General features: G+C 53.1%; 11 protein-coding genes and 1 pseudogene. 1 reads left to right on the plus strand and 11 read right to left on the minus strand.

What is annotated here, in order from left to right:
• Nucleotides 1–41: 41 nt before the first annotated feature.
• From EGM51_01895 to EGM51_01945, 11 genes and pseudogenes are all read right to left on the minus strand, one after another.
• Nucleotides 42–710 carry a hypothetical protein gene (locus tag EGM51_01895; GenBank protein QBG46214.1) on the minus strand — a complete coding sequence of 223 codons (669 nt, stop codon included), beginning with the start codon at nucleotides 708–710 and terminating at the stop codon, nucleotides 42–44.
• Between the two features lie 62 nt (nucleotides 711–772).
• A pseudogene (locus EGM51_01900) lies at nucleotides 773–1,707 on the minus strand (putative 2-dehydropantoate 2-reductase).
• Between the two features lie 93 nt (nucleotides 1,708–1,800).
• Nucleotides 1,801–1,980 (minus strand): hypothetical protein, encoded by a 180-nt coding sequence (locus EGM51_01905; GenBank protein ID QBG46215.1) that lies wholly within the window; start codon nucleotides 1,978–1,980, stop codon nucleotides 1,801–1,803.
• Between the two features lie 189 nt (nucleotides 1,981–2,169).
• Nucleotides 2,170–2,982 (minus strand): RNA methyltransferase, encoded by an 813-nt coding sequence (locus tag EGM51_01910; protein ID QBG46216.1) that lies wholly within the window; start codon nucleotides 2,980–2,982, stop codon nucleotides 2,170–2,172.
• Nucleotides 2,967–4,202, minus strand: coding sequence for a hypothetical protein (locus tag EGM51_01915; protein ID QBG46217.1), 1,236 nt, complete (start codon nucleotides 4,200–4,202; stop codon nucleotides 2,967–2,969). Before EGM51_01915 ends, EGM51_01910 begins: the two co-directional genes overlap by 16 nt.
• A gap of 8 nt (nucleotides 4,203–4,210) precedes the next feature.
• The gene (gene gspD / locus EGM51_01920; GenBank protein QBG46218.1) at nucleotides 4,211–6,616 is read right to left on the minus strand and encodes a type II secretion system protein GspD; all 2,406 of its coding nucleotides are present in this window, start codon (nucleotides 6,614–6,616) and stop codon (nucleotides 4,211–4,213) included.
• A gap of 134 nt (nucleotides 6,617–6,750) precedes the next feature.
• Nucleotides 6,751–8,499: a 2Fe-2S iron-sulfur cluster binding domain-containing protein gene (locus EGM51_01925; protein ID QBG46219.1), complete on the minus strand. Its 1,749-nt coding sequence runs from the start codon at nucleotides 8,497–8,499 to the stop codon at nucleotides 6,751–6,753.
• A 10-nt stretch (nucleotides 8,500–8,509) separates the two neighbouring features.
• Entirely contained in the window at nucleotides 8,510–10,294 is a 1,785-nt protein-coding gene (gene nuoF, locus EGM51_01930; GenBank protein ID QBG46220.1) for an NADH-quinone oxidoreductase subunit NuoF, read from the minus strand.
• The gene (locus tag EGM51_01935) at nucleotides 10,284–10,694 is read right to left on the minus strand and encodes a (2Fe-2S) ferredoxin domain-containing protein (protein ID QBG46221.1); all 411 of its coding nucleotides are present in this window, start codon (nucleotides 10,692–10,694) and stop codon (nucleotides 10,284–10,286) included. Before EGM51_01935 ends, nuoF begins: the two co-directional genes overlap by 11 nt.
• A 26-nt stretch (nucleotides 10,695–10,720) precedes the next feature.
• Nucleotides 10,721–11,257: an ATP-binding protein gene (locus EGM51_01940; GenBank protein QBG46222.1), complete on the minus strand. Its 537-nt coding sequence runs from the start codon at nucleotides 11,255–11,257 to the stop codon at nucleotides 10,721–10,723.
• Between the two features lie 3 nt (nucleotides 11,258–11,260).
• A complete protein-coding gene (locus tag EGM51_01945; GenBank protein QBG46223.1) occupies nucleotides 11,261–11,743 on the minus strand; it encodes an NAD(P)H-dependent oxidoreductase subunit E in 483 nt (160 codons plus the stop codon).
• Between the two features lie 307 nt (nucleotides 11,744–12,050).
• Here EGM51_01945 and EGM51_01950 point away from each other — a divergent pair, with 307 nt between their 5' ends.
• Nucleotides 12,051–12,701 carry a redox-sensing transcriptional repressor Rex gene (locus EGM51_01950; GenBank protein QBG46224.1) on the plus strand — a complete coding sequence of 217 codons (651 nt, stop codon included), beginning with the start codon at nucleotides 12,051–12,053 and terminating at the stop codon, nucleotides 12,699–12,701.
• The last annotated feature ends 70 nt before the right edge of the window (nucleotides 12,702–12,771 follow it).

The following is a 12,771-nucleotide window of genomic DNA, read 5'->3' on the forward strand; positions in this document are numbered from 1 at the left end:
ACGCTCCGTTTTATCAGGGGTTCACTTTAGCTGAAGTCGACCTAACCGTGAAAGAAGACTTCGCGGTGGATCTGCGAAAGAGGAATTCCGTTTTCCTGCAGCCAGGCCGCGGTATCATTGACCATGCTTTCGAGGCCGCAGCTGTAGTAGTGCATGTTTTCAGTCCTTGGAAGATCCGGCAGCAGATCAGTCAGACGGCCGTGATGATGTTCCGACGACGCCTCGCGCGAAACCGCCAGCCGGGTTTCAGGGCAGAAGGTCCGAAGTCTGGAAAAACCGAAAGCATCGGCTGTGCGTCGCACACCGTAAAGTATCGCTGCCGGGGGGTGGTTGAATGTTTCCATATAAGCGATGAACGGCGCAATGCCGGTTCCGGTGGCCAGAAAAACAAACGGGTGGTTGCCGATCTCCTGGCCGGGCCGGAACCAGCCGAACGGCGGGGTAATCCGGACCATCTCACCGGGTTTCCGTTTCCGCAGCCAGGGAGAGACCTCGCCGCCATCCATTTCGCGGATCAGAAAACGCAGTATGTCCTGATCCGATCCCGAGGCAATAGAGTACGGGCGCGACTGATCCTGTTCGGTATAAACCGCCACGCAGTCGCCGGGCGTGAACTCCATACCGTTACGCTCCACCAGCAGTTCAAACAGATCGTCATTGATCGTATGGACTGCGATAACACGGTGTTCTGAATGTTCCAGGTTAATCATAAAAAACCTCACGCAAATGTGCGCGAGGTTATCCAATATCCGTGCACAAATTGCAACACCGTCTAAACAACGGGATTCAGCGTTTTCAGTTCTTCATAGAGTTTGCGGGTTTCCGGCATATCAATACCGGCCGCTTCAGCGGCGCGGATCGGGTTCCCGTAAATGGCTTCGATTTCCATGGGATTACCCCGGTCGAAGTCCAGTTTCATGCTGGGGGCATAGGGTTTCATTTTTTCAGTATTCTGCATCATTTTGACCATGAATTCCGGCTCAATGGGCCGACATACCGCCTGGGCCGCCGCAGCGGTTTCATGCATCAGTTTTTCGCAGATCCGTCGTTTTTCGGGATCATTCACCAGCTCGTCGGTCAGACAGTTGCAGGCCACCGACATGCCGTTGAAGGGAATATTCCAGATCAGCTTTTTCCAGCGGGCGAGGGCTAGGTCGGCAACAGGCTGAGTGGAAATACCCGCTGAGCGAAGGTCTGCGTCAACCTCTGTCAACCGGGGGTAATCCCGCCCGGCGCTCCGTCGGCCCGGTATTCACCGAGTGTAATCATGCCGTAATCAAGGTGGTTGATATGTCCGGGGGCCACTTTGTTTGAACAGAGGAAACAGAGACCGCCCAGAATGCGTTCGTTGCCGACGATTTGCGCGATATCCTCTTCGCTGCCGAGTCCGTTCTGCAGAGTCAGCACCAAAGTGTGTTCTCCGACCACGTGGGGCAGAATCTGCTGCAACGCCGCGTTGGCCGTGGCTTTCAGCGCAATAATCACCACATTGCAGGGCGGCAGGTCTGCGGGGTCGTTATAGGCATGTACCTCGGGAAGCTCAAAACTGCCGTTCACGGAATCCACCCTGAGTCCATGGTTTTTCACCTGATCATAGTCAGAATGAACAAGAAAATGAACGTCGAATCCGGCACGCTGAAGTAGACCGCCGTAGTAGCCGCCCACTGCGCCCGTTCCAATGATTGAAAACTGATTTTTCTTCTGCATCCGTACAGGGTGCAGAACTTTGAGTTCAGAAAAAAGAAAAACCGGTATCCTTTGAAATACCGGTTTTTCCAGCTGTTCTGCTGTGCAGACGTATCAGTTTTCCTGAAGCTTGAGCTTCTTGCCGGAACGAATCCATTCCCCCAGGATGATTTTGCAGTATGCACCCGTTGAAAGCTGCATCGACGCCGCGCGCCGCTCCAGCTCCTGTGCCATCTCCATTTTCATGTTGATACCGATGGTTTTTGTTCCTTTTCCTGCTGGATTAGTAGCCATTGTACTATCTCCTTTCGTGATAATCTTGTATCATAATTTAATTCTTTTCTTGTGCAATAGAAATTATGCGTCAATAAATTCTTATTTTCCTAAACATGCGCAGATAATACTTTGCGTTGTATGACACGGGGAATAGATAAGCGTTGAATTATTTCCAAAGTTATTATTCAGAAATAGAAAAATTGTGGTTTATAAGCCCGTTCGGCGTTGGCGAACCGCTTCGTAAAGAAGAACAGCGGCTGCTGTGGAGACATTAAGAGAATCATTTTTTCCAAGCATTGGAATCGATACCGCGTGGTCGGCCTTCTGAATCCATTGCTCCGTCAATCCTTCATCTTCCGCGCCGACCACCACCGCCGTTCCGCCGCGCATGTCGATTTCGGTATATTCCGTCTCGGCATCCGGCACTGCGGCCAGAGATTGTATGTTTTTCTTTTTCAGCCATTCGAACATTTCCTCCGAAGAAGCTTCGGCCACCGGCATAAAGAAAATGGTTCCAATACTGGCGCGGATTACATTGGGGTTGTTCAGGTCGGTTTTATGATCGCAGGCGATGACCGCATCAACGCCGGTGGCATCGGCGGTACGCAGAATCGTACCCAGGTTTCCCGGTTTTTCCAGATCCTCAGCAATCAGAATCAGGGGATTTTCAGGAAGCGTCAGTTCGTCGAGTGTTTTTCCCACGAGCGGGGAGAGGGCCATCAGTCCGTCCGGGGTATCGCGGTACGACATTTTCCGGAATGCGGTTTCAGAACATTGGAAAACGGGAATGCCGGCCTGACGGATCTGTTCAACCAGCAAATCCTCGTCCGTTGCCAGATAGAGTTCGGGGCAGAAATAGAGTTCGGTGAATTTCCATCCGCTTTCAAATGCCCTGCAGATTTCCCGGAAGCCTTCCACGACGGTCTGCTTCAGCTCTTTTCGGTGTTTGGCTTTACGCAGTTTTACAACGGTTTTTACCCGTGGATTTTTCAGGCTTTCAATTGTCAGGACGTTTTCCATGCTTCCACCAGATGTCGGGCAAAAAGAGGAAGCTGCGGATCACGCGCACCCATACCGAGAATGGCGGTTCCCGCTTCGGCAACCTCTTCGAGCCGTCGTTTAAGAGCGGGATAATCTGGCACAGCCTCGGCCGGAACGCCAGCCGAATTGAGCCGTTCCACCAGATCTGTCGATGTAACGGAACGGGTAACGGTTCCGCCCGCATAATAGACCGGCAGGATAAAAATGGAGCCGCCGTTTTTTTTCCAATGATTCGAAAATACTGCGGCAAAATCGCTGAGTCCCTGAGCCAGCGGACCGAAACCGTGCGGCCGCCAGAATACATGCACCGTTCCGTAGGCTGATACCGCAGCTGAAAGTGCGGCCGATATTTTTGCCGCATTGTGGGCATAATCATCGATCACCGTAATTCCATCGGTTTTTCCTATAATTTCGAGCCGCCGTTCAATACCCTTGAATGTTGAAAGTGCCTGGCGGACCGCAGTTTCGTCCATACCGAGTGCCAAACAGAGTTCGAAGGCGCAGCCGGCATTTTCCTCGTCGTGCTTTCCAAGGGTGGGAACCGGGATCCGCCGTCCGGTTCCGCGAAGGGTGGTTCCTGAAGTCTGCTCCTCGAAGCGGTTGAACATGGCGTTGAGTTCATCCAGTTCATAATGGTCGCGCGAAATATTGGTGATGATGGAATGGTCGGGGTGGAAGTTGAGGAGCGATTTGTCTGATTCATCGGCTTCGATGATCCATAGACCGGCATTTCCTTTCCGGATATTTCCTGGGATGGTACCTGTTTTCCAGTTAAGCAGCGCCGCGCCGTTGTAAACTGTTGGATCCAGCCCGAGGCTTTCAAAAATCCAGCCGAGCATGCCGGTCGTTGTGGTTTTTCCGGCTGTTCCGGCGACGGCGATCAGTTTGTTGTCGCCAATGAGTTCTTTAAGAAATTCGGAGCGGTGGAGGATCGGAATTTTTAACTTCCCGGCCTGTTGCAGGTCAGGATTTCCGGGTTCGATTGCGGTACTGTAAACAACAGCATCGGTTTTTTCTGTGAGGGCCGAGCCATCCTGTGGATAAAGCCGGATACCGATCTGTTCCAAACAGCGGAAAATGCGGGAGGCGGAAGAATAAGCACGATCAGAGCCGGTTACGCAATATCCGTATTGTGCGGAAAGCTGGGCGAGGCCGTTCATGCCGACCCCGCCGATACCTATGAAATGAATGCGTCGCATCGACGTTGTTATTGGAGTCCCTGCTGGGTCATTTCATCCATCAGAGCCTGTATTTCTTCAGACGTTGCTGAGGGGGCAGCCTGTTCCGGCTGTTCGGGTTGCTGCCTGATTTCTCCTTCTTTCAGCGGATCTTCAATATAACGCAGTTCACTTTCGGACCACGAACCTTTCCAGTCTTTCTGACGCAGACTGGTCCCTTTATAAAGGCGTTCAGTCTGATCCGTCATCGCGGCGACATCGTCAATTACGTAGGGGGTCATGAGCACGACAAGTTCGCGCTGTGTTTCCGATTTGCTGACGGAGCTGAACAGGTAGCGTCCGAGGAACGGGATATCGCCCAGCAACGGAATTTTGGTGACATCATCGCTCACTTCAGTCTGGATCAGACCGCCGAGAGCAACGGTTCCGCCGTCCGGTACCGCAATGGAAGCACCGAATTCCCGATTGAGAATGACCGGCACATCGTTGCCGTCAATCGTCACGCTGCCGCCGATCTGGTCGGCCTGCTGCGTGAGTTCCATCACGACAAAGCGCTGCGGATTAATCCGCGGTGTGACCGTAAGCTGGATACCGATGTCTTTATATTCATAGTTTGAACTCGTTGTACCGGCACTGTTGTTATAGGTGGAGGTCGATGTTACCACCGGGCGCTGTTCGCCGATGCTCAGCGTGGCTTCGGTGTTATCGGTTGTCATAATAACCGGTGTAGCCAGCAGACGGGCATCGTTATCGGTCGCCGCCAGGTTGATGGCCGTCTTGGTATCAATGCCGGTAATGTTCTGATAATAGGTCAGTGCGCCGGCAGCAACAGTTCCGAGGCCGTTGGTACTGACGAGCGAGCTGCCGTCCCATGCGCCGACTTTATTGTTATCGGAAGCCTGATAGAGCCAGTCGATTCCGTGACGGAGGCTGTCGGTGAGGCCGATTTCAAAAATGGCGGCTTCAATAATCACCTGTTCAAGCATGATATCGAGTTCGCTGATCAGTTGTTTAATAACAGCAATATCGCCTTTGCTGCCCATAATAAGAATGGCGTTGGAACGTTCGTCGGCCAGCACCTTGGTATCCTCGGAAAGCCGATTCAGATTTTCGATGGAAGGGGCGCCTGCCGGAGCGGCATTCGGGGTAACGGAGGTGCGTGAACTGCCGGAGGTGGATCTTGCGTTTGATGTACGGGATGTGCCGGAGCTGCGGGAACCTGAAGAGGAGGAACTGCGGGAACTTCCGCCGGCCGCGCCGATCAGATCATTGATGGTTCCGGAGAGGTCGGAGGCATCGGCATATTCGAGATGAATGACTTCAAAAGTGGTAGCCGGTTCTACTTCGATATCGAGGACTTTGATAATTTCATCGAAGAAATGAAAGTTTTCGGGCTGGGAGAAGACGATGATGATGTTGGTTCGCTCGTCCGCAAGAACTTTTACTTCGCCCTGTATGATCGTGGTGGAACCGCCTTCGGTCTGCCCGATTGAGGCCTGAGTGGGTGCCGCCGCCGCGTTACGGTTGTTGGCCGCCCCGGCGCGGATGACACCGGGCGGAGTCCGCGCATAGCGGTTGCCGGTTGTTGTTGAGGTCGTTTTGGCCTCGTCGCTTTGGGCTGCATCGATGATTTCGGTGAGCTTGCTGGCAATTTCCTGTGCTTCCGCATGCTGAATCTGATAAATACGTGATTCCGGCTGAACGGAGGCCTGGTCGATGAATTCGATAATTTCGAGGGCCCGTTTGATATTGGCTTCGGTATCCGTGATCATCAGACTGTTGCTCCGTTGCAGCGCCATGATTTTTCCATATGCATGCATGACATGCTGAACGGCAGCCTGAACCTCCTTGATTTCCACATTCCGGAGGGTGACGATTCGCGTAACAAATTCACTGCTGGAACCCAGAGGAGTGTTCGGGTCCATCTGGATATTCAGTCCCTGTCCGGTCAGATCGCCGGCCGTGGCCTGGACCACTTTCACATATTTATCACCCATGGGCACAAGGGCGATGTTGTTCATAGCCAGAATGGCTTCAACCACCTTAATGGCTTCGGAAACAGGGATTTTCTTTTCAGAACGCAATGTGATATTGGCCTTAACGGCATCGGTTTTGAGGTAGATTTTGTCCGTCCAGCGACAGTATTCCTCCATTACGACTTCCAGCGGAGCTCCCTCAAACGCAAAATTGTACATTGCGTTTTCCAGTCCGGGAGCCACCCGAACGGGGCTTTGCGCAGGTTGAACGGCCGGCGCGGTTTCTGCCGTCGGGAGAGGTTTTGCCGAGGTCGTTGAAGCGCCCGGTACAGGCCGCATGGAAGGCGGTGCGGCAGGAGGAAGTCCCTGCCCATAGATAGGCCGGACGGTCAAAGTAGACGCTGCAATAGCCGACAAAAAAAGAGTTTTGTAATTCATAGGCGTAATTATAATCCGCATGTATTCGATTTAGTGCAGTCTAGTTGCCTCTTTGAAGAAAGCAAGGCGCAGGCACAAAAAAACCGCCCCGTAAGGGACGGTTTTCAGGGATCGCACACGTACGATCCATCTGACTGATTGTTGGAAGCGGGAGACTATTTTTTATAGACCGCGCGTTCAATGTAGCCGGTGTGGAGCAGTTCATGCGCCTTGTGGCTGCAGGGTTCACCGAGGAAATCTTCGTAAATGCGGGTGATTTCCGGGTTGTGATGCGAGCAGCGGACGGCTGATTTTTCATCGTCGGTATAGATACCCTGAGTACGCTGCAACCGGATTTCGTCGGTCGCGCCGTGCGGCTGACCGCCGCCGCCGATGCAACCGCCGCGGCAGGCCATAACTTCGATGAAGTGCCATGGGGGAGGCTCGCCGTTGGCTTTGGCTTCGCGGACACGGTTGAGAACGGCTTCGATGTTGCCCATCTGGTGAGCAATAGCGATGCGGACCTTGGTGCCTTTAATGTCGATTTCGGCTTCCTTTACGCCTTCGAGACCGCGGCATTCCATGAAGTTTACGTCGGCGAGGTCCTCCTTCGTAATCAGGTAATAAGCGGACCGCAATGCGGCTTCCATAACCCCGCCGGTTACACCGAAGATCGTACCGGCACCGGAGTAGGTGCCGAGCAGGCTGTCTGCCTTTTCTTCCGGCAGAGACCGGAAGTCGATGCCGGCCTGTTTGATCATCCGGGCCAGTTCGCGGGTGGTGAGTGCCACATCCACATCCTGGAATCCGGTGGAGTTCATATTGTCATCCCGGCCGACTTCGAATTTTTTGGCCGTGCAGGGCATAATGGAAACCACGAACATGTCTTTGGCCTCGATTTCCGCTTTTTCAGCATAGTAGGTCTTGGCCATGGCGCCGAGCATCTGCTGAGGCGATTTTGCCGAGGAGAAGTTCGGGATAAAGTCGGTGGCGAATTTTTCCATGTAGTCGGTCCAGGCCGGACAGCAGGAGGTGAGCTGCGGAAGTTCGCCGCCTTCGGTGAAACGTTTTACAAACTCGGTACCTTCTTCAAGAATCGTGAGGTCGGCCGAGAAGTTGGTGTCAAATACAGCATCAAAACCGAGACGCCGCAGAGCTGCATAGAGCTGACCGGTCGCCAGCTCGCCGGGTTCCATACCGAAAGCTTCGCCGATGGCGACGCGTACGGCCGGGGCCACCTGGACCACGCAGTGTTTCTCGTGCTTCTTGATTTCGTTCCAGACCATTTTGGTTTCGTCTTTTTCGTAGATGGCACCGACCGGGCAATGTGCAGAGCACTGGCCGCACTTGATGCACGGGGACTCCTCGAGATTCACATCCGCCGCCGGAGCAAGTCGGGTTCCGTCGCCGCGGCCGATAAACTCCAGGGCATAAACTCCCTGCATTTCCTGGCAGACCAGTACGCAACGGCCGCATTTGATACATTTTTCCGGGTTCAGCACGATGGACGTTGTCGAGGTGTCCGGCTCGATATGTTCAACCCGTTTTTCAAACGGAATTTCGCGAATACCGAAATCTGCGGCAAGGGTCTGCAGTTCGCAGTTGCCGGAGCGGCCGCACTGGAGGCAGTCATTCGGGTGGGTGGAGAGGATCAGTTCCAGGACCGTGCGGCGGACTTCCACCACTTCCGGATCGTGGGTCAGCACTTTCATTCCCGGGGCAATGGCTGTGGCGCAGGCGCGGAGCATTTTCGGTGAACCTTCCACTTTGACCACGCAGATGCCGCAGGCGGCCCAGGCGTCGAGGTCGGAATGGTAACAGAGTTTCGGAATCTGCACGCCCACTTCTTTGGCTGCATCCAGGATGGTGGTGCCTTCGGGGACGCTTACGGGGATTCCATTGATTTCAGCTTCAATCATAGACATTTTTATCTCCTTATCCCTTCAGGATGGCGTCAAATTTACATTTTTCGAAACACTGGCCGCATTTGATACACTGTTCCTGGTCGATGATATGCGGGCTTTTTACTTCTCCGCTGATACAGCCGACCGGACAGACGCGGGCGCAGGCAGTGCAACCGATACATTTTTCGGCATCGATGGTGTAGGACATCAGATCTTTACATTTGCCGGCGCGGCACTTTTTGTCGTTGATGTGTTCGAGGTATTCCTCCTCAAAATAATTTATGGTCGACATGATCGGGTTCGGAGCGGTCTGTCCGAGGCCGCAGAGCGACGCTTTGCGCATGGCCTGGGCCAGCTCTTTGAGCTTGTCGAGATCCTCCATTTCGCCCTGACCTTTGGAGATCTTGTCGAGAATGTTGTAGTTGGTGCGTCCGCCGATACGGCAGGGGGCGCATTTGCCACAGGATTCATCAACGGTGAATTCGAGGTAGAATTTAGTGACGTCGATCATGCAGTCGTCTTCGTCCATCACAATCATACCGCCGGAGCCCATCATGGAGCCGATGCTCATGAGGCTTTCATAGTCGATCGGTGTGTCAAGATAGTCGGCAGTGATCACACCGCCGGACGGTCCGCCGGTCTGGGCCGCTTTGAATTTTTTACCGCCTTTGATGCCGCCGCCGATATCATAAATGATTTCGCGCAGCGTGGTGCCCATCGGGACTTCGATCAGTCCGGAATTGTTGATTTTACCGGTGAGGGCAAATACCTTGGTTCCTTTTGAGGTTTCGGTGCCGATACTGTTGAACCACTTGGATCCTTTGAGGATGATCATCGGAATGTTGGCCCAGGTTTCGACGTTGTTGATGACGGTCGGTTTGCCCCAGAGACCTTTGACGGCCGGGAAGGGCGGGCGCGGAATCGGCATGCCGCGCTTGCCTTCGATGGAGGCGAGCAGGGCGGTTTCTTCGCCGCAGACAAAGGCACCGGCACCGAGGCGCAGCTCAATGTCGAAGCTGAAGTCTGAGCCAAGGATGTTTTCACCGAGCAGACCGTATTCGCGGGCCTGAGCAATGGCGTTTTCGAGGCGTTCAATGGCCAGCGGATATTCGGCGCGGATGTAAATAAAACCCTGGTTGGCTCCGACAGTGTGGCCGGCAATCGTCATGGCTTCGAGTACGGAGTGGGGGTCGCCTTCGCAGGTGGAACGGTCCATGTATGCGCCGGGATCGCCTTCGTCGGCGTTACAGACGACATATTTCTGATCGCCGGGGGCGTCTTTGGTGAAGCTCCATTTCATACCGGTTGGGAACCCGGCACCGCCGCGGCCGCGCAGTCCGGCATCCTTCAGTTCCTGAATGACCTGGTCCGGAGTCATGTCGAAGATGACTTTTTCCAGTGCGGCATAGCCATCGCGGGCAATATATTCATCGATATATTCCGGATTGATGACGCCGCAGTTACGCAGGACGATGCGCTGCTGTTTCTGGTAGAAATCTATATTGGCAGAGCTGGTTCCGGACGCCTGATTTTTGTCGTAGAGCAGTTCCTTAACCTGACGCCCTTTAATAATGTGTTCCGCCACAATCTGTTTGGCGTGTTCCGGGCCGACTTTAACGTAGAAGGATTCGTCGGGCAGGATTTTAACGATCGGGCCCTGTTCGCAGAATCCGAAACATCCGGTTTTCACGAGCTGGGCTTCGGTTTCGACGCCCTGGGCCTTGAGTTCCTTTTCGAGCGCTTCATAGAGTGCGACGCCTTTGCTGGATTCACAGGCCGTTCCGGCGCAGACGAGAATATAGTTTTTAAATGCCATGGTTATTCAGTCCCCCATCGATGATGTCCTGTGCCGGTTTGTCGAAGATATGATCCGAAACCAGCGATTTGCCGATGATATGTTCGTTAACGATGCGGCGGGCGACGTCCGGATCGACATTGCCGTATATGACGCGCGGCATACCCGGAACCGCAACCTCTACGGTCGGTTCGGAAAAGCAGAGCCCCATGCAGCCGGTCTGTGTGATCCGGGTGTCATTCACATTATGTTTTTCGAGTTCGTCAAGGAAGGCATCGAATGCCTCCTTGGCTCCGGCCGCAATGCCGCAGGTACCCATTCCGATGACAATCTGCGCATTTTTATCCCCGTCGCGCTGGGTCATCTCTTTCTTTTTTGAATCGCGCAGACTGCGCAGTTCATCGAGTGTCATTTTAGCCATTGTTCCCACCTTTCGTTGAAAAAGTCCTATCGGAGTTCCTCTTCGTTGCTTTGTATAAACTGTTTGAGCAGGGCCATATTTTCCGAGGTATTCAGGTTGCCCAGGGCGTCGACGAGATCGTTTCTGCTCACTGAGTAGTGTTTTTCGTTCCTGCGGTGTTCTATGGTCAGATTTCCTTCAAATCCGTAAGTCATCAGGGAAACGGCGGCCGGGGTGAAGCTGCCGAACGCTGGAAGATCCACGTTCCGGGGATCGAGGTTGCAGGTCACCGTAGTACCGGTACCTTCTTCTGATTCGATCTCCGCCGATCCACCTGTCATTTCCGCCGTCTGGAACAGGAAGGGGAGGCCGAGGCCCACTTTGCGATGCCGGTGTTTGCCGTCCGACCAGAACGGATCTTTGGCTTTGGCCAGCGTTTTCGCATTCATTCCTTTTCCGTTGTCCTGAATAACGATCTTTAAATGGGTGTCCGTCTCCTCGACCTTAAGGGTTATTTCACTTGCGCCGGCCTCGAACGCGTTCTGCACCAGATCGGTGATCAGATCGCAGAGGGTGGCATGCATTGTTTACTTTCCTTCAAACTGGTCGATGATCTTTTTCATGTCCTTGGTGTCGACATCACCGAAGACTTCGCCGTTAACCGTGAGCACCGGGGCGAGGCCGCAGCAGCCGATGCAGCGGACCGCTTCCACCGAGAACTCGCCGTCTTCGGTGACGGAGTTGAGGCCGACGCCGAGAATACGCTCGCATTCTTTGATCAGATCTTCGCCGCCTTTGAGATAGCAGGCAGTACCCATGCAGACTGCAATCTGGTTTCTGCCGGGTTTGGTGAGTTTAAAGAAATGATAGAAGGTGATGACTCCGTAGATTTTGGCCACCGGAATGTTGAGAGCGTCCGCCACTTCGAAGGCCGCCTGACGCGGAATGTAGCCGAACTCCTCCTGAACCCGGTGCAGAATCATAATCAGATTACCCGGTTTTTTCTTCCACTTTTCAATGAAAGCGTCGATGGCCGGTGTGAGCATTTTTTCTTCAGCAGTAGCGGTCATAGTCTCTACCCTCCAGTAGCGTCTGTTCGTACGTTAAAATGATCTTCCCCTGGCTGGTCCCGATGCCAGCCTGCGGCTGTTTTCCCCGGTTGTCAGCCCCGGCTTGAACCCCCCGGTCCGTGACGCTTTTTGAGACCCCATCTCAAGAGCGCCGCCGTATTCTTTCGAAAGGCTTGAGCAATAAAGACTGATAGGTAGTAGGTAAATAAAAAAAACGGCTTTGACGTTGTTTATACAATGTTTCGGTAATATTAATTACAAAAACAAGTCATATAAATGTTGGTTAAAGTTATATGAATAACAATAAATGGAGTTTCCAATGATTGGGAATCAGGAAGTTATTCGGCGGCTCGCTAAATACCGTAATGTGATGCGTAAGATGAAGGCGCTGGGTCTGGTGAAGGTGTTTTCCGATAATCTGGCCGATGCCTGCGGTGTGTCGGCCTCGCTGGTCCGGAAAGATTTTTCCATGTTTAATATTACGGGAAACAAGCGCGGGGGATATCGGATTGACGACATTGTGGCCCGGCTCAATGTGCTGCTCGGAAAGGATAAAAAACAGAAGATTGTGATTATCGGTTGCGGAAAACTGGGTCAGGCCCTGATGAATCATAACGGATTTCCAAGGGTGGGCATCCGGGTGGCGGCGGGTTTTGATTCCGATCCGCGGGTTCTTGATGCAGAAGCACCCATTCCGATTTTTCATATCAAACGTATTCGTGAATTCATTGACGCCAATAAAATTAAAGTTGCGGCGCTGACCGTGCCCGAACCTTCGGCACAGAGCATGGTGGAAACCCTGAAAAAAACATGCTGTTGCGGAGTGATTAATTTTGCACCGATTGCATTGAAAAGTGACGACGATATTCTGATTCATAACATCAATATCGAGCAGGAAATCGAAAACCTCTTCTACAATATCCATTTTGCCGAAATGCAGCGTTCAGGAAAAGAATAGAACGGCTGCCGGGATTCGGGGTGTTTTCTGCGATGACGGATTTCATCTTTCCAGGGATTAGGATAAGTGT

Source organism: Verrucomicrobia bacterium S94, assembly GCA_004299845.1.
In the GTDB taxonomy this organism is placed as follows: Bacteria; Verrucomicrobiota; Kiritimatiellia; order Kiritimatiellales; family Pontiellaceae; genus Pontiella.

Excerpts from the sequence above, each read along its gene's own strand:
- EGM51_01895 (QBG46214.1), bottom strand. The coding sequence starts at position 710 with ATGATTAACCTGGAACATTCAGAACACCGTGTTATCGCAGTCCATACG.
- EGM51_01905 (QBG46215.1), bottom strand. The coding sequence starts at position 1,980 with ATGGCTACTAATCCAGCAGGAAAAGGAACAAAAACCATCGGTATCAAC.
- EGM51_01910 (QBG46216.1), bottom strand. The coding sequence starts at position 2,982 with ATGGAAAACGTCCTGACAATTGAAAGCCTGAAAAATCCACGGGTAAAA.
- EGM51_01915 (QBG46217.1), bottom strand. The coding sequence starts at position 4,202 with ATGCGACGCATTCATTTCATAGGTATCGGCGGGGTCGGCATGAACGGC.
- gspD (QBG46218.1), bottom strand. The coding sequence starts at position 6,616 with ATGCGGATTATAATTACGCCTATGAATTACAAAACTCTTTTTTTGTCG.
- EGM51_01925 (QBG46219.1), bottom strand. The coding sequence starts at position 8,499 with ATGTCTATGATTGAAGCTGAAATCAATGGAATCCCCGTAAGCGTCCCC.
- nuoF (QBG46220.1), bottom strand. The coding sequence starts at position 10,294 with ATGGCATTTAAAAACTATATTCTCGTCTGCGCCGGAACGGCCTGTGAA.
- EGM51_01935 (QBG46221.1), bottom strand. The coding sequence starts at position 10,694 with ATGGCTAAAATGACACTCGATGAACTGCGCAGTCTGCGCGATTCAAAA.
- EGM51_01940 (QBG46222.1), bottom strand. The coding sequence starts at position 11,257 with ATGCATGCCACCCTCTGCGATCTGATCACCGATCTGGTGCAGAACGCG.
- EGM51_01945 (QBG46223.1), bottom strand. The coding sequence starts at position 11,743 with ATGACCGCTACTGCTGAAGAAAAAATGCTCACACCGGCCATCGACGCT.
- EGM51_01950 (QBG46224.1), top strand. The coding sequence starts at position 12,051 with ATGGAGTTTCCAATGATTGGGAATCAGGAAGTTATTCGGCGGCTCGCT.